22 protein-coding genes and 3 tRNA genes are annotated in these 22,833 nt (G+C 66.2%); 12 read left to right on the top strand and 13 right to left on the bottom strand.

Going from position 1 to position 22,833, the window contains the following annotated elements; all coding sequences use genetic code 11:
• Position 1 precedes the first annotated feature (1 nt).
• Positions 2 to 1,528: a glycosyltransferase family 39 protein gene (locus HF877_RS08610; RefSeq protein ID WP_169620759.1), complete on the top strand. Its 1,527-nt coding sequence runs from the start codon at positions 2 to 4 to the stop codon at positions 1,526 to 1,528.
• Here HF877_RS08610 and HF877_RS08605 read toward each other — a convergent pair.
• Positions 1,516 to 2,361, bottom strand: a complete 846-nt coding sequence (locus tag HF877_RS08605) for an ABC transporter permease (protein WP_169620758.1) — start codon at positions 2,359 to 2,361, stop codon at positions 1,516 to 1,518. The genes HF877_RS08610 and HF877_RS08605 overlap by 13 nt on opposite strands.
• A gap of 151 nt (positions 2,362 to 2,512) precedes the next feature.
• Between HF877_RS08605 and HF877_RS08600 the strand changes: the two genes are divergently transcribed.
• Complete coding sequence (locus HF877_RS08600; protein WP_169620757.1) at positions 2,513 to 3,091, top strand: hypothetical protein; 579 nt, start codon at positions 2,513 to 2,515, stop codon at positions 3,089 to 3,091.
• A gap of 82 nt (positions 3,092 to 3,173) precedes the next feature.
• Here the strand turns inward: HF877_RS08600 and HF877_RS08595 are convergent, their stop codons facing one another.
• The 4 genes from HF877_RS08595 to HF877_RS08580 form a co-directional block, all read right to left on the bottom strand.
• Entirely contained in the window at positions 3,174 to 4,955 is a 1,782-nt protein-coding gene (locus tag HF877_RS08595) for a long-chain fatty acid--CoA ligase (RefSeq protein WP_169620756.1), read from the bottom strand.
• A gap of 87 nt (positions 4,956 to 5,042) precedes the next feature.
• A complete protein-coding gene (locus HF877_RS08590) occupies positions 5,043 to 5,939 on the bottom strand; it encodes a glycosyltransferase family 2 protein (RefSeq protein WP_169620755.1) in 897 nt (298 codons plus the stop codon).
• The gene (locus tag HF877_RS08585) at positions 5,932 to 6,792 is read right to left on the bottom strand and encodes an ABC transporter ATP-binding protein (RefSeq protein WP_169621053.1); all 861 of its coding nucleotides are present in this window, start codon (positions 6,790 to 6,792) and stop codon (positions 5,932 to 5,934) included. Before HF877_RS08585 ends, HF877_RS08590 begins: the two co-directional genes overlap by 8 nt.
• A 44-nt stretch (positions 6,793 to 6,836) precedes the next feature.
• Positions 6,837 to 7,424, bottom strand: a complete 588-nt coding sequence (locus HF877_RS08580) for a bacterial proteasome activator family protein (protein ID WP_169620754.1) — start codon at positions 7,422 to 7,424, stop codon at positions 6,837 to 6,839.
• A 176-nt stretch (positions 7,425 to 7,600) separates the two neighbouring features.
• Between HF877_RS08580 and HF877_RS08575 the strand changes: the two genes are divergently transcribed.
• A complete protein-coding gene (locus HF877_RS08575; protein ID WP_169620753.1) occupies positions 7,601 to 8,800 on the top strand; it encodes a cysteine desulfurase-like protein in 1,200 nt (399 codons plus the stop codon).
• Between the two features lie 4 nt (positions 8,801 to 8,804).
• Here the strand turns inward: HF877_RS08575 and HF877_RS08570 are convergent, their stop codons facing one another.
• Positions 8,805 to 9,791 (bottom strand): NAD(P)H-quinone oxidoreductase, encoded by a 987-nt coding sequence (locus HF877_RS08570; RefSeq protein WP_169620752.1) that lies wholly within the window; start codon positions 9,789 to 9,791, stop codon positions 8,805 to 8,807.
• Positions 9,792 to 9,898: 107 nt separating this feature from the next.
• Between HF877_RS08570 and HF877_RS08565 the strand changes: the two genes are divergently transcribed.
• From HF877_RS08565 to HF877_RS08555, 3 genes are all read left to right on the top strand, one after another.
• Positions 9,899 to 10,369: a MarR family transcriptional regulator gene (locus HF877_RS08565; protein ID WP_296550030.1), complete on the top strand. Its 471-nt coding sequence runs from the start codon at positions 9,899 to 9,901 to the stop codon at positions 10,367 to 10,369.
• A gap of 27 nt (positions 10,370 to 10,396) precedes the next feature.
• Positions 10,397 to 10,484 (top strand) — tRNA-Ser (locus tag HF877_RS08560).
• Between the two features lie 112 nt (positions 10,485 to 10,596).
• A complete protein-coding gene (locus HF877_RS08555; RefSeq protein ID WP_169620751.1) occupies positions 10,597 to 11,199 on the top strand; it encodes a hypothetical protein in 603 nt (200 codons plus the stop codon).
• A gap of 24 nt (positions 11,200 to 11,223) precedes the next feature.
• Here HF877_RS08555 and HF877_RS08550 read toward each other — a convergent pair whose 3' ends face one another.
• Positions 11,224 to 11,637, bottom strand: coding sequence for a flavodoxin domain-containing protein (locus tag HF877_RS08550; protein ID WP_169620750.1), 414 nt, complete (start codon positions 11,635 to 11,637; stop codon positions 11,224 to 11,226).
• Positions 11,638 to 11,827: 190 nt separating this feature from the next.
• On the opposite strand from HF877_RS08550, the gene HF877_RS08545 reads away from it, so the two are divergent.
• On the top strand, positions 11,828 to 12,796 hold the full coding sequence (locus tag HF877_RS08545; protein ID WP_169620749.1) for an alpha/beta hydrolase family protein: 969 nt from the start codon (positions 11,828 to 11,830) through the stop codon (positions 12,794 to 12,796).
• A gap of 8 nt (positions 12,797 to 12,804) precedes the next feature.
• Here the strand turns inward: HF877_RS08545 and HF877_RS08540 are convergent, their stop codons facing one another.
• Positions 12,805 to 14,490, bottom strand: coding sequence for a bifunctional UDP-sugar hydrolase/5'-nucleotidase (locus HF877_RS08540; RefSeq protein WP_169620748.1), 1,686 nt, complete (start codon positions 14,488 to 14,490; stop codon positions 12,805 to 12,807).
• A gap of 98 nt (positions 14,491 to 14,588) precedes the next feature.
• On the bottom strand, positions 14,589 to 15,668 hold the full coding sequence (gene hisC, locus HF877_RS08535) for a histidinol-phosphate transaminase (RefSeq protein ID WP_169620747.1): 1,080 nt from the start codon (positions 15,666 to 15,668) through the stop codon (positions 14,589 to 14,591).
• 62 nt (positions 15,669 to 15,730) lie between these two features.
• Between hisC and HF877_RS08530 the strand changes: the two genes are divergently transcribed.
• From HF877_RS08530 to HF877_RS08520, 3 genes are all read left to right on the top strand, one after another.
• Positions 15,731 to 16,441, top strand: a complete 711-nt coding sequence (locus tag HF877_RS08530) for a dienelactone hydrolase family protein (RefSeq protein WP_169620746.1) — start codon at positions 15,731 to 15,733, stop codon at positions 16,439 to 16,441.
• Between the two features lie 74 nt (positions 16,442 to 16,515).
• Positions 16,516 to 16,607, top strand: a tRNA-Ser gene (locus tag HF877_RS08525).
• Positions 16,608 to 16,643: 36 nt separating this feature from the next.
• A tRNA-Arg gene (locus tag HF877_RS08520) sits at positions 16,644 to 16,716 on the top strand.
• A gap of 57 nt (positions 16,717 to 16,773) precedes the next feature.
• On the opposite strand, the gene HF877_RS08515 is transcribed toward HF877_RS08520, so the two are convergent.
• Positions 16,774 to 17,667 carry a TIGR03619 family F420-dependent LLM class oxidoreductase gene (locus HF877_RS08515; protein WP_169620745.1) on the bottom strand — a complete coding sequence of 298 codons (894 nt, stop codon included), beginning with the start codon at positions 17,665 to 17,667 and terminating at the stop codon, positions 16,774 to 16,776.
• Positions 17,668 to 18,022: 355 nt separating this feature from the next.
• Here HF877_RS08515 and HF877_RS08510 point away from each other — a divergent pair, with 355 nt between their 5' ends.
• Both HF877_RS08510 and HF877_RS08505 read left to right on the top strand, forming a co-directional pair.
• Complete coding sequence (locus HF877_RS08510; protein ID WP_169621051.1) at positions 18,023 to 19,255, top strand: acyl-CoA dehydrogenase family protein; 1,233 nt, start codon at positions 18,023 to 18,025, stop codon at positions 19,253 to 19,255.
• Positions 19,255 to 20,403 carry an acyl-CoA dehydrogenase family protein gene (locus HF877_RS08505; protein ID WP_169620744.1) on the top strand — a complete coding sequence of 383 codons (1,149 nt, stop codon included), beginning with the start codon at positions 19,255 to 19,257 and terminating at the stop codon, positions 20,401 to 20,403. The genes HF877_RS08510 and HF877_RS08505 overlap by 1 nt, the downstream gene beginning before the upstream one ends.
• Before the next feature lie 24 nt (positions 20,404 to 20,427).
• On the opposite strand, the gene HF877_RS21505 is transcribed toward HF877_RS08505, so the two are convergent.
• From HF877_RS21505 to dcm, 3 genes are read right to left on the bottom strand one after another with little or no spacing between them, the layout of a single operon-like run.
• On the bottom strand, positions 20,428 to 20,562 hold the full coding sequence (locus HF877_RS21505) for a hypothetical protein (RefSeq protein ID WP_277350459.1): 135 nt from the start codon (positions 20,560 to 20,562) through the stop codon (positions 20,428 to 20,430).
• Between the two features lie 48 nt (positions 20,563 to 20,610).
• Complete coding sequence (locus tag HF877_RS08500) at positions 20,611 to 21,090, bottom strand: very short patch repair endonuclease (RefSeq protein WP_169620743.1); 480 nt, start codon at positions 21,088 to 21,090, stop codon at positions 20,611 to 20,613.
• Positions 21,091 to 21,099: 9 nt separating this feature from the next.
• Positions 21,100 to 22,245, bottom strand: a complete 1,146-nt coding sequence (gene dcm / locus HF877_RS08495; protein ID WP_169621050.1) for a DNA (cytosine-5-)-methyltransferase — start codon at positions 22,243 to 22,245, stop codon at positions 21,100 to 21,102.
• Positions 22,246 to 22,833 lie beyond the last annotated feature (588 nt).

The raw sequence follows: 22,833 nt of genomic DNA, 5'->3' as shown, positions 1-22,833 counted from the left end.
GATGAGGGCTTGGCCGCTCCCTCTGCTGTTCGGGGGAGTGACCGTGCTCGTCGGCGCCGCTTTTTCCTGGGTTCCGTCGTTCTGGTGGGACGAGGCAGCAACGATCTCGGCCGCTGATCGGCCCTTCGGCGATCTGCTCGAGCTGCTCGCCGATTGGGACGCCGTCCACGGCCTGTACTACATCCTGATGCACGGTTGGTTCGCGCTCGTGGGCACCGGTGAATTCACCGCGCGGCTGCCCGGCGTGCTTGCCCTCGGTGTCGGGGCCGCAGCCGTCACCGCGACCGCGCAGATGCTGGCGGGACGGCGTGCCGCGGTGGCGGCCGGGGTGCTGTTCGCGATCCTTCCGCGGGTGACGTGGGCGGCCACCGAAGCCCGCTCCTACGCGTTCGCCGTCGGCTGCGCGGCAGTGTTGTCGCTGGTCCTCGTGCTGGCGCTGCGGACCCACCGGGCACGCTGGTGGGTGCTGTACGCGATCGTGGCGGCACTCGCGACGATGTTCTTCGTCTATACCGCTACTCTCCTGGTCGCACACGCGGTGACGATGTGGGCGCTCACCCGCGGCCTCGACTCTCGTCGACGCGACCGGGCCGGTTTCGTGCTCGCCGCCACCGCGGGAGTCGCGCTGTCGCTGCCCTTCCTCGTGCTGGCTTATTCGCAGGTACGGCAGGTGTCGTGGATCCCGGAGCTCGACGAGACGGTCATCAGCACGATCCTCGTCGAGCAGTGGTTCCCGTCGGCGCCGTGGGCGGTGCTGGTGTGCTGGACCGTCGCGCTGGTGGGGACGGTCGTCGCAGCAGTGCGGGGCGTCGAGCCGGGCGAGCGGACATTGCTGTGGCTCGCGCTGCCGGGCTTCCTCGTGCCCATGGCGCTGTTGCTGGCGTATTCGGTGCTGGCGAGCAACATGTACCTGGACCGGTATCTCGCCTTCACGGTGCCCGCGGTGACGCTGTTTTTGGGGTGGGCGGTCAGCCGCGCCGCGACGCGATGGTGGTCGCTGCTCGCGGTGCTCGTCGCCGTGGGTCTGGCGGTGGCGCCCGCCTATATGACGCAACGACAGCCGTTCGGCAAGGCGGGCGGCATGGATTACAGCGTGGTCGCGGATCGGCTGGAGGAGGTGTCCCGGCCGGGCGACTGCGTGGCGTTCGAGCCGAAGGTGTCGTGGCAGCCGACGTCACCGCGGGCGGTCGCCGACGCTCGCCCCGACGCGTTCGAGGATCTCGTGGACGTGGGGCTGGATGAGACCGCTGCCGATCGGGTGAGCTTGTGGTCGAGCGACGTAGCGCCCCCGGTGCTGGCCGAGCGGGCGGCCGCCCAGTGCACGAGGTTGTGGGTGATCGCGGACCGGGACCGCGGCACGGCGTTCACGGTGTGGCATCCGAACGACGTGTGGTGGCGGTTCGACCGCTACCGGTTCACCGACACCGAGACGTACCGGGCGCTGTCCGAAGCCGGGTTCACGATCACCGACCAGGAATTCGTCAACCGGTTACAGCTGATCGAACTCGAGCCGGCTCAGACCCAGTAGGCGACGCGCGACCGGTAGTTGCGCATGGTGACCAGGGCCAGTCCCCACCCGAGCACCGTGATGATCAGCACGATCACCCAGTGGTAGAGCTGCTGGTCGCCGCCGAGGAGAGGCGTCCGCACGATGTCGAGGAAGTGGTACAGCGGGTTGATCTCCGCGATCCGCGCCCGGTCTTCGTTGCCGGTGCCCGCGAGGGATTTCTCCGTCCAGATGATCGGCGTCATGAAGAACAGCAACTGCACGAGGCTGCCGAGCAGCGGTGCGATGTCGCGGTAGCGGGTGGAGAGGATGCCGAAGACGAGCGAGATCCATACCGCGTTGATCGCGATCAGTGCGAGGGCCGGGATGGCCGCAAGCGCGGTCCAGCTCAGGTGCTGCGGGAAGACGATGAAAATCCCGATGTAGATCACGATGTTGTGCGCGAACAAGATCATCTGACGCCACACGAGGCGATAGACGTGCACGCTCAGCGGGGTCGGTAGCTGCTTGATCAGCCCCTCGTTGGACATGAAGACGTCCGCACCCTCGATGATCGACCCCTGGATCAGGTTCCAGATGATGAAGCCGAGCGCGACGTAGGGCAGGAACTCCGCGATGTCGAGGTTGAACAGTGTGCCGTACAGCAGACCCATCGCGATCGTCGAGACGCCGGTCGCGATGGTGATCCAGAACGGCCCCAGCACGGACCGCCGGTACCGCTGCTTGATGTCCTGCCACCCGAGCAGCAGCCACAACTCGCGATGGTTGAAGCCGTCGCGCAGATCCTGGAACGCGCGCCGGAACGTCCGAGAAGACTTTCCCAGCGGTTCGTCGACATGGGTGGGTGCAGACACAAGGCCCGAGCCTACCCGCGCGGGAATCCGCCCCGACCACGTGTGGGCCGGATTCGTCGTTCGGGTCTCCTGCCGGCGCGAGCGTGCCGTGCCTCACGACGTGGGGAACTCGTAGGCTCGACACGGATCGTTTCGTACGAGCAGGAGAATGATGGCAACGAACCCGGCAGCATCGAAAGAGAACTTCGAGGAGCTTCGGCGCGACGAGGACCTGTACGAGATGTCCCTCGACCTGCTCGCCTATTACCTGGACACCGCGTTCGAGGATGCGGCAGCCGGCGAGGTCGAGCGATGGACGGTGAGTTGCCTTCCCGGTTCCGGCGACGCCGCGCCGCTGTTCTCGCTGGCTGTCGGATCGACCGAAGTCCTCCGGCTCGACAAACCCACAGCGGGCGCCGACGGATCGGTGACCTGCCTCGCGTCCGTCGCAGTCTCACGCTCGGCACTCGAGGACGAAGCAGGTACGTCGCTCGGCGCCGTGAAAAAAGCTCTTCCCGCCGTGCGCTTCCTTCCCGACGAGTCCGACGCATCGGACGCCGTCGTCGTGGTGGTGGACCTGTTCGACGACTCGTCTCTCGGCGCATTCGAAGAACTCTCCGGAAGTGGCCGCCCGATTCGCCGGCTGGCGGACCAACTCGAGGGGATGGAATCGGACGACCACCACAACACGTGGCTCGCCCGGGCCGCCCTCGACCGCATCGCGAGTGCCCCGGCCGACGAGGCAGTCTGACCTTCAGTTGGAATCCACGCGCTGAACGGGGATCAGCGCGCGAAACTACACGCGTCGATCCCCGTTCGCCGCGCCGATCACGTCACGCGGTCACGTACAGCGCGTCGATCTCCTCCGCATACTTGGCGTCGATCGGCTTGCGCTTGAGCTTCATCGTGGGCGTCAGTTCGTCGCCCGACGGCTCCCACACCGTCGACAGCACGGTGTACTTCTTGATCTGCTCGACACGCGACAGTTTGGTGTTCGCCTCCTTCACCGACTGCTCGATCTCGGCGAGGACGGCGGGGTGCTGCGCGAGTTCTTCGTGCGACCCGCTGAGCCCGTGCTGCTCCGCGAAGAGGGGGAGTGCGTCGGGATCGAGGGCGAGCAGCGCGACGATGTACGGCCGATCGTTACCGATGACGGCGGCGCCGCCGAGCATCGGGCACGCGGCCCGCAGCGCCCCTTCGATATTGGTGGGGGACATGTTCTTGCCCGCCGCGTTGACGATGAGTTCCTTCTTACGGTCGATGAGCGTCACGTAACCGTCTTCGTCGATCCGCGCGATGTCGCCGGTGTGCAGCCAGCCGTCGGGATCGACGGCTTCGGCCGTCTTGACCGGGTCGTTGCGGTATCCCCGCATGATGAGCGGGCCGCGGACAAGGAGCTCCCCGTCGTCGGCGGTCTTGATCTCGACGCCGGGGACGGCCTGGCCGACGGTGCCGATCCGGATTTTTCCGGGCCGGTTCATGGTCACCACGCAGGATGTCTCCGACATACCCCACACTTCGGAACACGGGATGCCGAGCGCCAGCACGAACTCGAGTACCTCGGGTGAGATCGCGGCGGCGCCCGTCACGGCAGCGCGTACCTGGTCGAGACCGAGTTTCTTGCGTACGGCCGACAAGACCAGTTTGTCGGCGAGCGCGTGCTGCAACTCGAGGGCCTTCGGCACGGGCTTGCCCTCGGACTGCAATCGAGCGACTTTCCGCCCCACCTCGATCGCCCAGAACGCGAGCCTCTTCTTCACCGGGCTGGATTCTTCGGCGAGGGTCTTGTCGATCGCTGCCTTCACCTTGTACCAGACCTGCGGGACCGCACCGAACAGCGTCGGTCGCACGCTCGGCAGCACCGCGATGGCCTTCTTGAGGTCGTCGAGCGTGGTGATCTGCATGCCGCTGTAGATGCTCGAGTAGTGCGAGCCCCAGCGGTTCGCGATGTGCGCGTCGGGCAGGTACGACACGATGCGGTCGTCGGGTCCGGTGGGCAGGAAAGTTGTGGTCGCAGCGAGTTCGGCGAGAAGGTTGGCGTGGGTGAGTTCCACGCCCTTCGGCGGCCCGGTGGTGCCCGAGGTGTAGATGAGCGTGAGCAGGTCGGAGGGCTGAACGGCCTTCCATGCGGCCTCGAAGTCGAACGACTCGTCGGCGGCGGCCTCGACGTCCTCGAGGGAGAGGGTGCCGTCGGGCTTCGCGTCGATGCACACCAGGTGCTCGACCTTCGTCTCGCCGATCGCCTGTTGCAGCACGGGAACGAACTGCTCCTCACAGATCATCACCCGGTTGCCGGCGTTGCCGAGCACGTAGGTGATCTGCTCGGCGGTCAGCGAGTTGTAGATCGAGAACGGTACTGCGCCGAGATGGAAGGCGGCGGTGTCGACGAGATGGAATTCCGGGCGGTTCGTCAGCATGATGCCGACGGTGTCGCCGTGCCGGACGCCGAGACCGGCGAGACCGGCGGCCAGGGCGCGAACCTTCTCCGAGTACTCCCGCCACGTGTAGTGAACGGAATCGTCCGGAGTTCGCAGCGCGACGTGGTCGGGATACGCGGCGGCGGTGGATTGAAAAGCTTCGCAGAGTGTTGACGGTGAGTCGAGACGAGATGTCATCGCAGGCTCCCAGAGACGGTGGGGGTGAGTGTAGGTCTTGCTGCCACCGTCTGTGCGCGGAATTGCGGGATCCCTTGCGGGGGAGGATTACTGGTGGGGACGCTCGAACTTCTCTTCGCGCCCGAGCTTGCGCAGCCGTACCCACTCGCGCAGGCCCGCCGGGTCGCGGCGCGTCACCAGGAAGTACCACCCGAAACGAATCCACTCCTGCGGCAACAGCTTCCGGAGCCCGGGCTGTGACAGCAGGTAACCCCTGTTGCGGTAGGTGAAGTACCGCTTGGTCTCGTTGTCGGGATACTGGGTGTGCATCCGGCCACCGAGGATCGGCTTGAATTCGTCGGCGCCGTCGGGATGTAGGTACGCCGTCTGCAGGCAGGTGCCGAACGGCAGGCCCGACCGCACGAGACGCCGGTGCACCTCCACCTCGTCGCCGCGTACGAACAGCCGCAGATCGGGGACACCCACGGCGTCGATCGCGGCGGCGGTGAACAGCGCGCCGTTGAACAGCGACGCGATACCGGGAAGCAGATCTTCGTCGCCGAGTTCGTGACGCCAGCGCCGCCATACGACCCCGCGACGCAACGGGAACGCCAGGCGGTCGGGTTCGGCGATGTCGCACACCACCGGTGACACTTCGGCCAGGCCGTTGCGTTGCGCGCACTCGAGGAGTGTCGCGAGCACCTCGGGTCCTTCGGGGCGACCGTCGTCGTCCGCAAGCCACACCCGGTCGGCCCCGAGCGACAGTGCGTACAGAATGCCCAGCGCAAAACCGCCCGCACCGCCGAGGTTGTGTTGGGAGCCCAGATAGGTCGTGGGCACGTCGGCGCCTTCGACGAGTTCGCGCACGGCGTCCTCATCGGCGTTGTCGACCACGACGAGATGGTCGAGCGGGCGGGTCTGGGTGGACAGCACCTTCAGCGACTCGGCGAGCAGTTCCCGGCGCCGATGGGTGACGACGACCCCGATGATGCGTTCGTCAGACACTCTTGGTGCCTGACGTGGCCGTCGCGTCGGCGCCGTTGCGCAGGGCGCTGCGTTCACGTTCGAGTGCGAGGTCGTGCAGAACCGTGCGGACGTGGTCGCCGGCCTCGTCGCCTTCGTACGCCCGCACCACGTGCTCGATGTCGCCGCGCTCACGGATCTGCCCGTGATCGATCCACATCGCCTGGTCGCACAGTTGCGCCAGGAACTCGTTCGAGTGGCTCGCGAAGACGAGGATGCCCGACCGCGCGACGAGGTCCTGCAACCGGACCCGGGCCTTCTTCATGAATTCCGCATCGACTGCGCCGATGCCTTCGTCGAGCAGCAGGATCTCCGGATCGATGCTGGTGACCACGCCGAGTGCGACGCGCACGCGCATGCCCGTCGAGTACGTGCGCAGCGGCATGTTGAGGTAGTCGCCGAGCTCGGTGAAGTCGGCGATCTCGTCGACCTTCTGGAGCATCTTCTTGCGGCTCATGCCCAGAAACATGCCGCGGATGATGATGTTCTCGTAGCCGGAGATCTCCGGGTCCATGCCGACACCGAGGTCGAACACGGGCGCCACCCGGCCGTTGACCTGTGCGAATCCGCGGGTGGGCTCGTAGATGCCGGACAGCAGGCGCAACAGCGTGGACTTGCCGGCACCGTTGTGGCCGACGAGTCCGACGCGGTCGCCTTCCTTCAGCGACATCGTGATGTCGCGCAAGGCCTCGACCACCACGACGTCCGAGTTGTTGCGGCCGATCGAACCGCCCGCTTTACCGAGGAACGCCTTCTTCAGCGACCGCGTCTTGGCGTCGAAGATCGGGAAGTCGACGCACGCGTCGCGCGTTTCGATGCTGACACGGGTCACGATGTGGCTCCAGAGGCTGACACGGGTACCGAGGGTACCCCGCGCACCTACAGGTACTGCCCGGTGCCGGGGTGCCCGGGGCCGTGACCCGGCTGCTCGCCGCCGCGGGAGACCGTTCCGCCCAGCCCGGGTGGAAGCGCGCCCTGCCGCATCTGCTCGAGTTGTGCGCGGGCAGCCATCTGCTGGGCGAACAACGCCGTCTGGATGCCGTGGAACAACCCTTCCAGCCAGCCCACCAGCTGGGCCTGGGCGATGCGGAGCTCGGCATCGGAGGGCACGGAGTCATCGGTGAAGGGCAACGCGAGGCGTTCGAGTTCGTCACGCAGTTCCGGCGCGAGCCCCTGTTCGAGCTCGCTGATCGAGGACCGGTGGATCTCCTTGAGCCGGGTACGGCTGGCGTCGTCGAGAGGTGCCGCCCTGACCTCTTCCAGAAGCTGCTTGATCATCGTGCCGATCCGCATGACCTTGGCCGGCTGTTCGACCATGTCGGCGAGGCTCTCGCCGTTTCCTTCCGCGTCGTTCCCGCGGTCCTTCTCTGCGCCGGTCGCCGCCCGGTCGGCTTCCCGCCGAGGGACGCGAACGGGCTGGCCGTCGGGGCCGATCACAAGAACCTGGTCGCTGTCCGGATTCGTCATGGCTCCATTCTGTCCCCTCACGCCGACAACCGTCGCGGGCACGCCCTTTCCCGGCGGGAAAAGTTCGCGGCCGCGAGGGAGCGCTCCGGTGAGCCGGGGCAGGATTCCGGGCGCGCGAGTCCGCTATACCCCGGCGCCGACGACCACAATTGACACAGGGTTTTAGAGTGTCAGCCATGGCTTACGACGTTGCCCGGATCCGGGGGCTCATCCCCTCGCTCGGCGACGGCTGGGTTCACCTCGATCCGCGCGCGGGAATGCAGATCCCGGACGCGGTGTCGCGCATGGTGTCGACGGCCTTCCGGAACGCGTCGTCCTCGGCTGTCGGGCGGCACTCGTCGTCCCGCCGCAGCGCCGCGATCCTCGAGGCCGCACGCGTGGCCGTTGCCGACCTCGTGGGCGGCGATCCCGCAGGTGTGGTGCTGGGCCCGAGCCATTCGGTGCTCTTGGCGTGGCTCGCGGAAGCGCTCAGCTCCCGGCTCGGCCTGGGCACCGGAATGGTGCTCTCCCGCCTCGACGACGAAGCCAACATCGCACCGTGGTTGCGTGTCGCGAGCCGGTACGGCGCCCAGGTGCGCTGGGCCGAGATCGAGATCGACACCTGCGATCTGCCCACCTGGCAGTACGAGGAACTCATCACGCCCACGACCCGGCTGGTCGCGCTGACGGCGGCGTCGTCGATCGTCGGCTCGGCACCCGACGTGCGAGTCGTCGCAGACCTCATCCACGACGTCGGCGGGCTCATGGTCGTCGACGCGGCCGCGGCGGCCCCGTACGCCCACATCGACATGGAAGATCTGGGAGCGGACATTCTCAGCATCGATGCCGCAGCATGGGGCGGACCACAAATCGGTGCCCTCGTCTTCCGCGATCCCTCTCACCTCGATCGCGTGCCCGCGATGTCGCTCGATCCGCATGCCCGCGGTCCCGAGCGGCTAGAGGTCGGCGGACACCAGTTCGGCCTGCTGGCCGGGCTGCCCGCGTCCATCGACTTCCTCGCCTCGCTGGACGACTCGGCGTCCGGCAGCCGCCGGAACCGCCTGGAGACGTCGATCAGCTCGATGCAGGACTATCAGGACGGCTTGTTCGACCGGCTGCTCAGGCAGCTCGACAGTCTCACCGGTGTCATGGTGCTGGGCAAGGCGCCCAGCCGGGTCCCCACCTTGAGTTTCACCGTCGAAGGCATACCTGCGGAGAAGGTCGCCGCACACCTGGCCGACCGGCGAATCGAGACGGTGGCGAGCACCCGCGGAACGAGCCGGTTGCTCGACTCCCTGGGAGTGAGCGACGAAGGCGGTGCCGTGAGCATCGGTCTCGCCCCGTACACCACCAGCTTCGACATCGACCAGCTCGTCCGCGAGCTACGCAACCTCTGACCGGTCAGGTCCGGGCGACCCGCAGCACCACCTTGCCGACAGTGTCGGGACTGTCGAGCATCTCGTGCGCCCGCGCAGCTTCTGTGATGGGCAACTCGGCGTGCACCACCGGCTGCACCTTCGCCTCCTCGATCAGCGGCCACAGGTGTTCACGCACCGCGGCGACAATTGCACTCTTACCCGACTTGCCGGTGTCCGGACGGCCGCGCAGGCCCGTCGCGATCACGTGTCCGCGCTTGGCGAGGAGCTTGCCGAAGTTCATCTCACCCTTGGTGCCACCCTGCATGCCGATGACGACGAGTCGTCCGTCCGGCGCGAGCACGTCGATGTTGCGGGACAGATACGCCGCACCCATGTTGTCGAGCACCACGTCGGCACCACCGAACGCGTTGCGCACCTCGGCCACGAAATCCTGGCTGCGGTAGTCGATTGCCAGATCGGCGCCGAGTTCCCGGCACCGCTCGAGCTTGCCGGCCGACGCGGTGACCGCGACCTTGGCACCGAGCGCCTTACCCACCTGGATCGCGTGCGTGCCGATACCCCCGCCACCACCGTGCACGAGCAGCACGTCGCCGCGTTCGAGTCCCGCGGTCATCACCACGTTCGACCACACCGTGCAGGCGATCTCCGGGAGCGACGCAGCCACGGCGATGTCCATACCGGCCGGCACGGGCAACAACTGGGCGGAGGGCACCACGACCTGCTCGGCGTAACCACCGCCGGTCAGGAGCGCACACACACGATCACCGATGTTCCATCCGCTGACACCCTCACCGAGTTCGGCTATGACGCCGGAACATTCGAGTCCGAGGATTTCGCTGGCTCCGGGCGGCGGGGGGTAGAGCCCGCGGCGCTGCAGAAGGTCCGCACGATTGACGGCGGTCGCTGCGACATCGAGGAGGACCTGTCCGGGGCCGACCGTGGGATCGGGACACTCTGCCCACCGGAGAACTTCGGGACCACCGGGTTCGGTAACGACGATTGCGTGCATGACCCCGACGCTAGCGTGTGCGGCCCGCGGTGTGGTTATCCCATCTCGGCGCGCATGTCGCTTCGCCGGGAGAACCTTCGCGCCCGAGTCCGCCTTAGACTTTCCGGGTGACGAGCGAACAGGACGAGCCGAACTGGTTGACCGCGGAAGAGCAGACCGCCTGGCGCAACTATGTGGACGGCAACGCCCGCCTGATGGATGTGCTCAACCGAAACCTGCAGGAGCGACACGGATTGTCGCTGGCGGAGTACCGAATCCTGGTCCTGCTGTCCGAGTCGGAGCACGGCTCGCTGCGTATGAGTGAACTCGCCGACGGTGTCCTCTCGTCGCGCAGCCGACTCACCCATCAGATCCGCCGCATGGAGGAACAGAACCTGGTCGTGCGCGGGTCGTGCCCCGAGGACGGTCGCGGGGTTCTCGCGTCGGTCACCGATGAAGGACGTCGGCGGCTCGCCGAAGCGGCCCCCACCCACGTCCGCGCCGTCCGCAACAACCTCATCGACCGGCTCTCCAAGAGCCAGGTCAAAGCACTCGCGCAGATCTTCGGCCGGATCGACGAAGCCCTCGCCGACCACTAGGGCGCGGATGCGGTTAGGATTTGCGACGGAAGCGTGGCAGAGCGGCCGAATGCACTCGCCTTGAAAGCGAGCTTGGGTAAAACCAACGGGGGTTCAAATCCCTCCGCTTCCGCCACAGTCCCCTTACCTGTTCGCGCAGGTGAGGGGATTTTTGCTGTGGTGGAGGACGTCACCGGACGTGCCCATCGGGACGGGCGTGCGGGGTTGCAGACGAACGGAAAGGGTTCATGACCGACACGGATGTAGGTGCGCGCAGAAGCACCGTCGATCTGGTTGCGCGTGTACTGACCGAGGTGGGTGCACCGTGGGTGATCAACATCGTTACGTCTGTGATTCTCGGCGCAGCGGTCGGTGCACTCGGCTGGGGCGTGTTCGTCGCCGTGTGTGCGGGAGTGATCCCGATGGGTGCGATTCTCCTGGGCATGCGCCGATCGCGTATCGGTGACCACCATGTCACCACGCTCGACGAACGTCACGCGCTGATCGTCGTGATCTTGCTGGCGACGACAGGTGGGTTGGTGACCCTGGTCGTCGCCGATGCTCCGCAGGAGATGGTCGGGTTCACGGCCGCCGGTTTGATCACCTTGGTGGCAGCGGCTGTCGTCACCAGCATCTTCCGATGGAAGATCAGCTTTCATACGGGAGTCGCGGCCGGGGTGAGTGTCGTTCTGGCCCTCGCTCTGTCGCCCTGGTGGCTCGCGGGTCTGGTCCTCACCGTTCTCAGTGGCTGGTCCCGCGTGCATCTCGACCATCACACGATCGGACAGGTGACGGTCGGCGCCGTTCTCGGCGCGATCACAGCGGGAGTGAGCTACGTGCTCATCGTCTGAGGGACTTGCCGTCCCGGAGACATGTCAGCTGTTTCCTTCGAGTTCGTCCGCGATGAGCGATGTCCACGTCATGACTTCGTCGGGGTCGGAAGTCGGGAAGTACTTGTGGTCGCGCGCGGCGACAGCCGCCAAGAGTTCGGGCACTTCCACCTCCCCGCGGATGGTGCTGTTCTCCTCCACGGGCGCGGAGAACAACCACACCTGCTGCTGAGTCAAGGCGTCCGCGTACCGGCGGCACAGATCTGCGGAGGCAGCGGGCCACTTTCCGCTTTCGGCTGCGCTGCCGATGATGATCGCCTCGAACTCCGCCACGCGGTCGAGATCGCTGTTCTCGCCCAACGTGACCTCGATATCGCGTGTACCGAGCGACTCGGCGATCGCTTGTGCGACCTGGTGAGTCACTCCTCGGTTGCTCCCGGCTACGACGAGTACGGTCATGTTCCAGGGGTTTCCCCGCACCCGATCCGGGGAAACATGGATGCACCAGCCGGCGCCGCCGGTGCTGCGCGCTGCCCGGGACCGGTCACGATCCCAGTGAAGGGGACTAGGGCCGCTACCAGTCGGCTTGACCGCGCACGCGCGGCCGAGTTGGGATCAGGATCCATGTCGTCGGGGGACGGGGAGCTCGATGCTGAAAAGGTTCATCACCGCGCTCGGTGTGGGTGTGATGTCGATAGTAGGAATTCCGTCGCTTTCGCACGCCCAGCCGGCGCCTGTCGCGTCGATCGAGCGCACGGCGATGCTCACCGAACAGCGGACGGACGTCGAAGTGTTCTCGCCCGCGATGCAGCGCGTGGTCCGGGTGCAGGTGCTCCATCCCGTCGGTGACGGCCCTCGACCGACGTTGTACCTGCTCGACGGGGTCAGCGCGGGCGAGGAGTCCGAGTTCAGGGAGAGCACGTGGACTCAGCGCACCGACATCGAGGAGTTCGTCGCCGACAAGAACGTCAACGTCGTGCTCCCGATCGGCGGCACGGCGAGTTACTACACCGATTGGCGGAACCCCGACCCGGTACTCGGTGTCAACAAGTGGGAAACCTTCCTGACGCAGGAACTGCCGCAGCTCATCGATGCACGGTTCCACGGCAACGGGGTCAACGCGGTCGCCGGGTTGTCGATGGGGGCGACCGGGGCGATGAGCCTGATCACGCGACACCCCGATCTGTATCGAGGCGTTGCGGCGCTGAGCGGATGTTTCGATACCTCGCGTGAGTCGTCCCGCGACTCGGTGCGCGGAACCGTCGCCTACAAGGGCGGGAACCCGGACAACATGTGGGGACCCCCCGGTGACCCCGTCTGGGCGGAACACGATTCGTACCTGCTCGCCGAGCGGCTGCGCGGCAAGGAAATCTTCCTCAGTACGGGCAACGGTCTCGTAGGCCCGTACGACTTCGGTTCGGGCGAAGAAGTGTTGACCGGCGGTACGCCGCTCGAAATCGGCACGTTGGCGTGCACGGTGACCTTCGACCGTCGCCTGCGGCAGCTCGATATTCCGGCGCAGGTCGTATACCGGCCGTGGGGTACCCACTCGTGGGCATACTGGCAGGACGACATCAAGACCGCGTGGCCGACGCTGAAAGCCGCTCTCCAACTGTAGGTTCGCGCTCAGTGCATGTGGATGCGGTCTGTTGTGGGCGGGACGACGGGATCGTGGGCCGCGAAATAGGCGTTGAGAGCGTCGAGTTCCTCTCCGGCGCCGGTTCGGTGCCGGGCGTGGGTGAAGACGTCGAAGCCGTCACCACCTTCCGCGAGGAAGTCGTTGACCACCACTCGGTAGTGCTGTTCGGGGTCGACCGGCTCCCCGTCGATCGTGAGATCCCGGATTCGGTCGCCCGAAGGAGCGATCCGGTCGAGCGTGTATCGAAAGTTGTCCGACGGCGCGAGAATCCATTCGAGCGCGTTGCCGTTCGCGGTCGTCTGGAATTGTTGCTCGAGAAGTTCGTCGAGTTGGGCGCCGGAGAGTTCGAGCACCTGGAGGCGATTGCCGAAAGGCTGCGCTGCGTACGTTTGCCCGTACGTGACGACTCCGTTTTCTCCGCAGATGAGGTCGCTGCGAAGGCCGCCCGGATTCGTCAGTGCCACTTGCGCTCCCACCGATCGGGCTGCTGCGAGCTGGGCATCGGCAACGAGGTTGCCGAGCGCGGATTCGCCGCTGGGACCCGCTTCGCGGGTGATGTCCGCCGAGGCGGAACCCACGCGACGACCTGCGACCGCGTCGGACATTTCGACTGCGCGTTCGACGAACTGCTGCGTCTGTGGGTCGGGTTCGATGTCGTGGGTGATGACTTGGGTGAAAGCCAGCGTGTGATCCCGCAGTACGTCGCGGGTTTCGCGGTCGATCATGAGATCTGCGACGGAGATGATGCGCCCGTGCGAGGCGCCTTGCACGACGGTACGTGGTTGGCCGAGCGGATCGGGATAGGTGCAGTTGAAGTGCCTGTCACCGTCCGAGGTGACGATCAGATCGACTTTCGGGGACACGGCGGTGGCGACGACGTTCGCCGGCCCGTCGACGGGATGGCAGGGGTCGTTCTGTCCATCGGTGCCGATATCGCCCTTGTAGAGCAGCACGACGGCGCGAACCCCCAGTGAATCGAGTAGGTCGGCGGTTCGGTCCACCGCCTCGATCTCGTCGCCGAATCGAAGGCCCGCGATGGAGTCGGACCGGATGAAGTCCGGCGTGTTGCTGGGAAGCACACCGATGGTGCCGACCGGGATTCCGTCGACATAGCTGATGCTGAACGGCAGCGCGGCAGGCGCCCCGTCCTCGGTCGTGAGATTCGCGGCGAGCAAGGGGAAGCGAGCACCCTCGAACGTCTCGCCGTAACGGCACCCGTCGTCGGGGTGACACCCTCCGTCGCGCAGACGGGTCAACTCCGCGTATCCCTGGTCGAGTTCGTGGTTGCCCAGTGCGGCGGCCGTGACGTCGAGATCGTTCAGCAACTCGATGGTGGGCTCGTCGTGGAACATCGCCGATTCGAGCGGGGACGACCCCCACGTGTCGCCTACCGCGTACAGCATCGAATGGTCTGCTTGTGCCCGTAGCTGACGCACGTAGGCCGCGAGATGCGCCACTCCACCTGCGGCGACGGACGTTCCGTCGGACCTGACGACCTCACTGCGCGGTCCCTGCGGCGGCAGAAGGTTGCCGTGGAGATCACCGAAGGCGATCAGGCGCACCGGCACCACGTTCGGAGGTTCCGCAGCAGCGGGTGCGACACCGGTACCTGCACACACGACTGCGGCGAGTGCAAAGGCGGACAGGGCACGGCGTGCCTTGCCTCCATCCATGCAGCGCCTCCGAGTCGGGTCCGTATCAACCGCCCGAGTGTGTCAGCGCAGGGTCACGTCACCGATACCTAGGGATAACGGTTGGGTCTCGTCACAGGTCAGGCGACCCCTGCGAGTGCCCGGCCCGGACCCGTCGCGAAGGCGAGGAACCGATCGTTCTCGTGCGGGTCGCCGATCGTCACGCGCGTGCCGTCACCGGTGAAGTTCCGCAGGATCACGCCTGCCTCTGCCGCCGCCTCGGCGAAGGCCGCAGACCGGTCGCCGAGGGGCAGCCAGAGGAAGTTCGCACCGCTCTCGGGCACGTCGTAGCCGGCCGCCAGCAGTGCGTCGCGCACGCGGTGGCGCTCGGCGACGACATGTTCGGTACGCGCGAGCAGTTCGTCGGCGGCCTCGAGCGACGCGATGGCGGCCTTCTGCGCGATCGTGTTGACCGAGAACGGGGTGTGCACCTTGCTCATGGCCGCGGTGAGTTCGGGGGCGGCGACCGCATACCCGACCCGCAGGCCCGCAAGTCCGTACGCCTTGGAGAACGTCCGCAGTACGACCACGTTGTGGCGGTTCTTCGCCAGGTCGAGACCGTCTGCGAAGTCGTCCTCCGAGGCGGGCCGCACGTATTCGAAGTACGCCTCGTCGAGTGCGACGACGACGTCGGACGGGACTTCGTCGAGGAACTGCTCGAGTTCCTTCTTCCCGAGGAGCGAGCCGGTCGGATTGTTGGGATTGCAGATGAAGATCAGGCGGGTCCGGTCGGTGATGGCCGCGAGCATCGCTTTCAGCTCGTGGCCGTGCTCCGGGGTGTTCGCCACGGGGACCGCGGTTGCGGCCGCGACGGCCACCACCACCGGGTACGCCTCGAACGATCGCCACGGGAAGATCACCTCGTCGCCGGGCTCGCAGGTGACCTGCACGAGTTCCTGGCACAGGCTCACCGATCCGCAGCCGACCGCGATGTTCTCGACGGGGACCTGCAGCCGCTCCGACAGCGCTGCGAGCAACGCCGTGGCGCCGTTGTCCGGATACCGGTTCACGTCGGCGGCGGCTTCGAGAATGGCCTCGCGCACGGAGGGCAACGGGCCGGCGGTCGTCTCGTTGCTGGCGAGCTTCACAGCGCCGGGAAACGTGCGTCCGGGAACGTAGGCCGGGATCGAGGCGAGGTCGGGTCGGGTCCGAGGGGTCACCAGCCGATTATGCTCCCGACGATTCCGTGCGGGTACTCGGTGGGCGTGTCATCGTGGACACCATGCCGGAAACCAGCAATGATGCTGCGCCGCGGATCGGTGGTACCGGGGACGTACCGCTGACGGTGGTTCGTCCGGATTCGAGGCCGCGCGGGAGCATCGTGGTGTTGCACCGCTCCCACGGACTCTCGCCTGCCCTCCGCGACTTCATCGAGACGCTCGCCGACGATCGGTGGCTCGTCGTCGCGCCCGAGCCCACACAGGATGCTCGTAGTGCGGAGAACGCCGAGCAGTTCGGGGACGAGTTCTACGCGAACGTGGACGCGACCTTCCGGTGGATCGCCGGGCAAGGGATCGGCCCCGACATGATCGGGGTGCTCGGGTTCGACGATGCGGGCACGGCCGCGCTCTATGTTGCCGCGGAGCGGGTCGTCGGTGCCGTCGTGAGCGTGGCCTCGCCCGGCATCGTGCAGACCGCGCAGGGCGGTACGCGGTCGCTCGTCGACATCGTCGGGTCGCTCCGGGCGCCGTGGCTCGGACTGTACGGCGACGACGACCCGAAGACTCCACCGTCGGAGGTCGCCGCCTTGCGTGAGGCTGCGGGCCGGTCGGATGCGCCGGCGCTTGTGGTCAGTTACGAAGGGCTCGCCCACCGGCCGGATGAGCCGCCGGTCGTGCACGACTCCCTCGATCCCGAGACCGATCGCGCGGAAGCGGCGATCGTCGACGCGCGGCGCCGTATCTACGATTGGTTCGACACTCACCTGCGTTGACCAGCCGTTTTGCGTTTCGGTGCGGTGCATGTGTAATCTTTCGTCCCGGCGGTTCGAGAGCTTCGAATCCCCGAGGAGGCGTGCCAGAGCGGCCGAATGGGACTCACTGCTAATGAGTTGTCCCCCTTACCGGGGACCGGAGGTTCAAATCCTCTCGCCTCCGCCAGTTGGTGTACCGTCACTGACGACAATTGAATAACTTGCGCCCGTAGCTCAACGGATAGAGCATCTGACTACGGATCAGAAGGTTAGGGGTTCGAATCCCTTCGGGCGCACGCACAAGAACACCCCGCCGGCATTGTCGGCGGGGTGTTCTCGCACTGCGGGTCGTGTCACACCAGCTTCGCGATGATCTCCTCCGCGAATCGCTCGATGGGCTCGCGGTAGCGCTCCGCGGTCCCGAGAAGGTGATCGTGGTCGCCGGAGTGGGTTGCTTCCCAGTTGGCCCACGGCGAGCACATCACGCCCGTGATCCCGATCTTCTCGGCCCGCTTGTACAGCTCGGTGGACGGCTGGTCGCGCAGACCGAGGATGATGTCGAACGGTTCGTTCTCACGTCCGAATTCGCGCCGGTAACCGTTGATCCGCTCGATCCACTTCTCGGCGTCGTCGATGGTGTACGCCGTGCCGACCCAGCCGTCGCAGTAGCGGGCGGCTCGCTTGAGTGCGGCAGTGGATTCTCCACCGCACAGGATCGGTACGGGTGCAGGCGGGTGCGGCTCGATCGTCATCTCGGGGATGTCGTAGTACTCGCCCTTGAAGGACACCCATCCGCCCTTCCACAGTGCGCGCAACGCCTCGATCATCTCGTTGAGGCGCGGGCCACGGTTGTCGAAGTCCTGGCCCAGCAACTCGAATTCCTCGCGCATCCAACCGGCGGAGAGGCCGATGGACACGCGGCCGTGTGAGATAGCCGCTGCGGTGCCCACCTGTTTCACGACCTCGAGAAGTGGGCGCGACGGCGCGATGTAGACGTTGTTGCCGAAGTGCAGGTTCTGGGTGACGGCTGCCATGGCTCCGATGAGGACCCACGCGTCGGGCCAGTCCGTCTCCGGGTGCCAGAACATCTTTCCGCTCTCGTGCCCGGGGTAGACGGTCTTCATCTCTTTCGGATAGATCAGGTGGTCCGAGACGAGCACGCCGTGGAACCCTGCCTGGTCGAGCATGGTCGCCACCGCCGGCATTTCGGTCGTCTTCATGAATGCGGTCCCGGTCCAGAACTTCAACGGACTACCTCCGTGCGCCGGCACTCTGCAAGAGTCATGATCATCCAATCGGAGAGTGCAGTTATTCCATTGTCAGAAGACTGTTCTACCGGATGTTGTGACCGCAGTCACCACTGGTCACGTGCGGTGCGGCGCCGACAGGCCCGCGAGTGAATCCGGCATCTCACCCCTGGCGGACTGCCCGCCCGGAGTTCGTCGGGTTCGGTGGGGGAGCAAAACGACGCCGGTACCGGCCCAAAGGATGTATTGACGAGGCCGTGCGAACGACAGTAGATTCCGGGACGGTGCCGAGAAGTTAACGATGATTCGCACGATCAGCCGGCGGCTGGCGGTCGCGCTCTGCGGGGGAGAAGACATGGAACTTGCGTGGTCCGACGCCGACGCCGCCTTCCGAGACGAGGTCCGTGCCTTTCTCGACGAGAAGCTCACCCCCGAGCTGAGACGTGCCGGCAGGCTGGCCACCAGCGTGTACTCCGACCACGAGGCGAGCATGGAGTGGCAGCGCATCCTCCACGAGCGGGGATGGGCGGCGCCGGCCTGGCCGGTGGAGTACGGAGGATGCGACTGGACGCAGACGCAGCACTACATCTTCGGTCGCGAATCGATCCTCGCCGGTGCCCCGTCGTTGTCGCCGATGGGTATCCGGATGGTTGCGCATGCGATCGTCGCGTACGGCACGCAGGCACAGAAGGACTACTTCCTGCCCGGAATCCTCACCGGTGACGTCTTCTTCTGCCAGGGCTACTCGGAACCCGAAGCCGGTTCCGACCTCGCCTCCCTGAGCATGGCGGCTGTGCACGACGGTGACGATCTCGTCGTGACCGGAAGCAAGATCTGGACCACCCACGCGACGGAGGCGAACTGGATGTTCGCGCTCGTGCGGACCACCAGAACCGAACGAAAGCAGCAGGGCATCACCTTCCTGCTCATCGATATGACCTCGCCGGGCATCGAGATCCGACCCTTGGTGATGACCTCCGGCGAAGAGGTCCAGAACCAGGTGTTCTTCGACGGCGTGCGTGTCCCCAAGAAGAACGTCCTGGGCGAGATCGACCACGGCTGGTCCGTCGCGAAGTACTTGCTGGTGTTCGAGCGAGGCGGAGCGGCTGCTGCGCCCGCACTCCAGGTCCTCGCAGAGCGCATCGCGGTCGCGGCAGCCGGGCAACCCGGCCCCGGCGGTCGCGCGCTCGTCGACGATCCCGCGTTCGCCGCCAGACTCGCGGACGCCCGTATCCGTACCGACGTACTGGAGATCCTCGAATACCGCGCCCTCGCAGCGCTGTCCGCAGGTAGGGACCCGGGCCCGGCGTCATCCATGCTCAAAGTGCTCGGCACCGAGCTCAGCCAGACGCTGACGCAATTGGCTCTCGAGGCTGCCGGCCCACGGGGGCGCGTGTACCAACCGCACGTCACTGCGCCCGGTGGCCCGATCGCCGACTACGAACCGCCCGCCGACGGTTACGTCAGTGGCGAAGACTGGCAAGCGGTAGCGCCGCTGCGCTATTTCAACGACCGCGCCGGCTCGATCTATGCCGGTAGCAACGAGATTCAGCGAAATATCCTCGCCAAAGCAGCATTGGGGCTCTGATGGACTTCGGTTTGAGCAAAGAGCAAGAGCTTCTCCGCGATTCGGTCACCGGGTTTCTCTCACACCGGTACGACCTGGCCCGGAGTCGCACGGCAGCGACCACCGGCGCGGGGTGGCAACCCGACGTGTGGCGCGCGCTGTCCGAAGAACTCGGCATCCTCGGCGCCACTCTTCCGGAAGACGTCGGAGGAATGAACGGCGGCCCGGTGGAATTGATGGTCGTGGCCGAAGCTCTGGGGCACGCCCTCGTCGTCGAGCCTTATGTCGACACCGTTGTGCTCGGGGGCGGGATGCTCCACCGCTCCGGCGGACCCCGGGCACACGCAGTACTCGAAGCGATCGCCTCGGGGGAGGCGGTCACCGCCTTCGCGGCAACGGAACCGACGAGTGGCTACGACTTCCACGACCTGACGACCACCGCGCGCCGGGACGGCGGCGAGTGGGTGATCGACGGTGCCAAGATCGTCGTCACCAGCGCTCCGCTGGCAACACATCTCCTCGTGACCGCCCGCACAGCAGGTGACCGCCGCGACACCGCAGGGTTGTCGCTCTTCCTCGTCGAGTTCGATCCTGCGAACCCTCCGGCCGGAGTGGAGATGCACTCGTATCGAACCATCGACGATCGCCGCGCCTCGGATCTCACCTTCTCCGGTTTTCGCGTCCCCGCGGACGCTCTGCTCGGTGACGAGGGCGGCGCGTGGCCGTCGGTGTCCCTGGGGATCGACGAAGCCACCACCGCGGTGGCGGCAGAAGCGGTCGGCCTCATGCGGAAGGTACTCGCCGACACCGTCGAGTACACGAAACAACGCCGGCAGTTCGGTCACCCGATCGGCAGCTTCCAGGCATTGCAACACCGCATGGTCGACATGTACATGGAACTCGAGCAAGCGATATCGGCCGTGTACCTGGCCGTCATGCACCTCGAGGCGGACGATCTCGTCCGCGCGCGGTCCGTCTCGGCCACGAAGGCGACCATCAGCCGTGCCGCGCGCTTCATCGGGCAGAACGCCGTCCAGTTGCACGGGGGAATGGGCATGACCGAGGAACTCGCGGTCGGGCACTACTTCAAGCGGTTGACGGCGATCGAGTACGAGTTCGGTACCGCGGACCACCACATCGCGCGGTACGCGGAACTCACCAAGGCCTGACCCGGACGGTGTCGGCGCACGAGTTCAGAACAGGAGCCACCACGTCGTCGCAGCGAGCGCAGCGAAGGCGATGACCAGAACGAAGTCCGACTTGCCGGTCATCGAATCGTTGAACAGTGGCCGGGTGCCTCGCTGGATCCGTCGTTTCTGCTCGGCCATGACTCCAGTGAAGCGCGGTCGTGCCCGCGCGCGCATCCGAATTACTGCTCAATCTGTGCCGGAGTCGTCCAGAGGAGAACCGGCGGGTGATTCCGGCGGGGGTGTGAGCGCCTCCGTGACTCGCGTGGCGGCCGTGATCGGGTCTTCGTGCTCCCACACCCGGATCACCGTCCACCCCGCAGCGGCCAGGAGAGAATCCGTGTCGCGGTCACGCTCGACGTTGCCTGCGAGTTTGTCGGCCCACCACTCGGCGTTGTTCTTCGGATCGGTCGCGTGCAGTGGGCACCGATGCCAGAAGCAGCCGTCGACGTACACCGCGACACGTCGGCGAGGAAACACCAGGTCGGCTCGGCGTCGCACGCCGGGCCATGGCGCCCGGTCCACATAGAAGCGCAGACCGCGGCGATGCAGTTCGCGTCGCAACGCCACTTCCGGAGCGGTGTCCCGACGGCGTTGCCTGCTCATCCGTGCGCTGGTACGCGCGTCCGTCTGCGGTCGTGCGGGCCGGAGTTCGTCGGACGGAGGCATCGCGACCTCCTACGCGGCGGCCTGCGGGAAGCCGCCCATGCGGTCGAGGTGGTTCTCCACGTCGTCGAGAAATCCTGGGAGAAAGCGGAGGCTGCCCGACCGTGCCCGCCGGAGGAAGCCGGCGGTCGCGCGAGCGGACAGCAGACGCGAATCGTCGAGGAATCCGCCGAGGTCCTCGTAGGGGTCGTGGACGGGCCACTGCGATTCGTGCACGCGGAATGCTTTGCGGTGAGAACCCCATGCCGCGGTGGGCCACGGATCGCCGGGTTCGAGGGGAGTCTCGTGATCGGCGGTGTAGTCGATCTGATTGTTCACGCGATGTCCCACCCAGGTCGCCATCCGGACACTGACGGCGTTGCCCACGAGGCGCCAGCGGTGCCCGGTCCGGACACCCACCGCCTGCGTGGCAGGTGCGGTCCAGTCGGGGTCGAATCCTTGGAGTCGTTCGGCATCGGTCAGCCCGGGGGTCACGATCTCGCCGGACGGCAATCGCACGGCCGGTGGACTCGCGATACCGAGAGTCGAACCGCCCTTGAGCGTGGGCACGGCATTGACCGCCCAACCCAAACCGCGCACACCTTCCGTCCAGTAGAAGCCGCACGGGAACAGGTCGGGGTTCCCGTCGACCGGCATGCCGGCATCCTGCCCGAACAGGACGGCGCGCGGATCGTCGGTGCGGGAGGCCACCATGAGCACTCGCTGCCGGCGCTGGGGGAGGCCGAAGGCGCGAGCGTCCACCACCCGGTAGGCCCACGTGTACCCGAGGTCTTCGAGCGCATCCGTGATGTGGCGCATCGCAGCACCGCGGCTGAGTTGGAGCATGAACGGAACATTCTCGATGACGAGCCAGCGCGGCCCGTTCTTGCGCCGGACGAGACGGAACACCTCGTCCACGAGGCTCGACTTCGTTCCGGTGATGCCGGCGGTACGGCCGGCCTGGGACAGGTCCTGGCAGGGAAAGCCCGCCGCAACCAGTTCGGTCCCCTGCGGCAAGGAACGCAGTTGGGTGACATCCGGATGGAGGGGAACGTCAGGGAAGCGGGCACGCAGCACCGCTTGTGCACCGGGGTCGACCTCACACAGGAGTTCGGTATTCCACCCGTTCTCCCCGAGCCCAAGCTCGAGGCCGCCGATTCCGGCGAACAGCCCCACCATGTTCCCCGACGACGTCACGGCACCCTTCCTCGCTCAACTCAAGCGAGAACGTTACTCGAGTAGTAGGGGCATCCGTGACCCGACGCAGGATCACGCCCCGGAGCTCGGCATCTTGCTGATGTCTCCCGGAATCCGGGGAGGTGCTGTACCTGTCTCCCTATAGATGGACACCTTCTCTACAGATCGCCCTCTCTATAGGGGGCCACGGTGGGCCGCCGGCACATCGACTGGCGGGTTCTTCCCAGCAAATCGGCGTTGACCTGGCGATTTGGTGTTTGTGGGGGTGCTCGCGTAACTTAATCCAGGTCAGAGCGACACGGACACCGACCCGGACCTACAGGGACTGGGAAAACGAGGTTGGACGAGAGCGCCTGAATATCTGGTTCGAAATCTTCTGGTAAGGTTTCGTACTGCCCCTGGGTTCGGAAGCTGCACGGATTTGCGTCTGTGTGGTGCGGGATCTAGGCTGGAACAGTTGCCCCGGAACGAGCGAGTTGTGAAATTCGTGAGTGATGGTGTGTGCGTGTTCTTTGAGAACTCAACAGTGTGCCGATGAATGTCAGTGCCAATTATTTGGTGCGATCATCC

Source organism: Rhodococcus sp. BL-253-APC-6A1W (genome assembly GCF_012843405.1).
In the GTDB taxonomy this organism is placed as follows: Bacteria; Actinomycetota; Actinomycetes; order Mycobacteriales; family Mycobacteriaceae; genus Rhodococcus.
The sequence above is the reverse complement of the archived record's forward strand: the minus strand, read 5'-3'. Positions and strand labels throughout refer to the sequence as shown.

Excerpts from the sequence above, each read along its gene's own strand:
- HF877_RS08610 (WP_169620759.1), top strand. The coding sequence starts at position 2 with ATGAGGGCTTGGCCGCTCCCTCTGCTGTTCGGGGGAGTGACCGTGCTC.
- HF877_RS08600 (WP_169620757.1), top strand. The coding sequence starts at position 2,513 with ATGGCAACGAACCCGGCAGCATCGAAAGAGAACTTCGAGGAGCTTCGG.
- HF877_RS08595 (WP_169620756.1), bottom strand. The coding sequence starts at position 4,955 with ATGACATCTCGTCTCGACTCACCGTCAACACTCTGCGAAGCTTTTCAA.
- HF877_RS08580 (WP_169620754.1), bottom strand. The coding sequence starts at position 7,424 with ATGACGAATCCGGACAGCGACCAGGTTCTTGTGATCGGCCCCGACGGC.
- HF877_RS08575 (WP_169620753.1), top strand. The coding sequence starts at position 7,601 with ATGGCTTACGACGTTGCCCGGATCCGGGGGCTCATCCCCTCGCTCGGC.
- HF877_RS08570 (WP_169620752.1), bottom strand. The coding sequence starts at position 9,791 with ATGCACGCAATCGTCGTTACCGAACCCGGTGGTCCCGAAGTTCTCCGG.
- HF877_RS08555 (WP_169620751.1), top strand. The coding sequence starts at position 10,597 with ATGACCGACACGGATGTAGGTGCGCGCAGAAGCACCGTCGATCTGGTT.
- HF877_RS08550 (WP_169620750.1), bottom strand. The coding sequence starts at position 11,637 with ATGACCGTACTCGTCGTAGCCGGGAGCAACCGAGGAGTGACTCACCAG.
- HF877_RS08545 (WP_169620749.1), top strand. The coding sequence starts at position 11,828 with ATGCTGAAAAGGTTCATCACCGCGCTCGGTGTGGGTGTGATGTCGATA.
- HF877_RS08540 (WP_169620748.1), bottom strand. The coding sequence starts at position 14,490 with ATGGATGGAGGCAAGGCACGCCGTGCCCTGTCCGCCTTTGCACTCGCC.
- HF877_RS08530 (WP_169620746.1), top strand. The coding sequence starts at position 15,731 with ATGCCGGAAACCAGCAATGATGCTGCGCCGCGGATCGGTGGTACCGGG.
- HF877_RS08510 (WP_169621051.1), top strand. The coding sequence starts at position 18,023 with ATGGAACTTGCGTGGTCCGACGCCGACGCCGCCTTCCGAGACGAGGTC.
- HF877_RS08505 (WP_169620744.1), top strand. The coding sequence starts at position 19,255 with ATGGACTTCGGTTTGAGCAAAGAGCAAGAGCTTCTCCGCGATTCGGTC.
- HF877_RS21505 (WP_277350459.1), bottom strand. The coding sequence starts at position 20,562 with ATGGCCGAGCAGAAACGACGGATCCAGCGAGGCACCCGGCCACTGTTC.
- HF877_RS08500 (WP_169620743.1), bottom strand. The coding sequence starts at position 21,090 with ATGCCTCCGTCCGACGAACTCCGGCCCGCACGACCGCAGACGGACGCG.
- dcm (WP_169621050.1), bottom strand. The coding sequence starts at position 22,245 with ATGGTGGGGCTGTTCGCCGGAATCGGCGGCCTCGAGCTTGGGCTCGGG.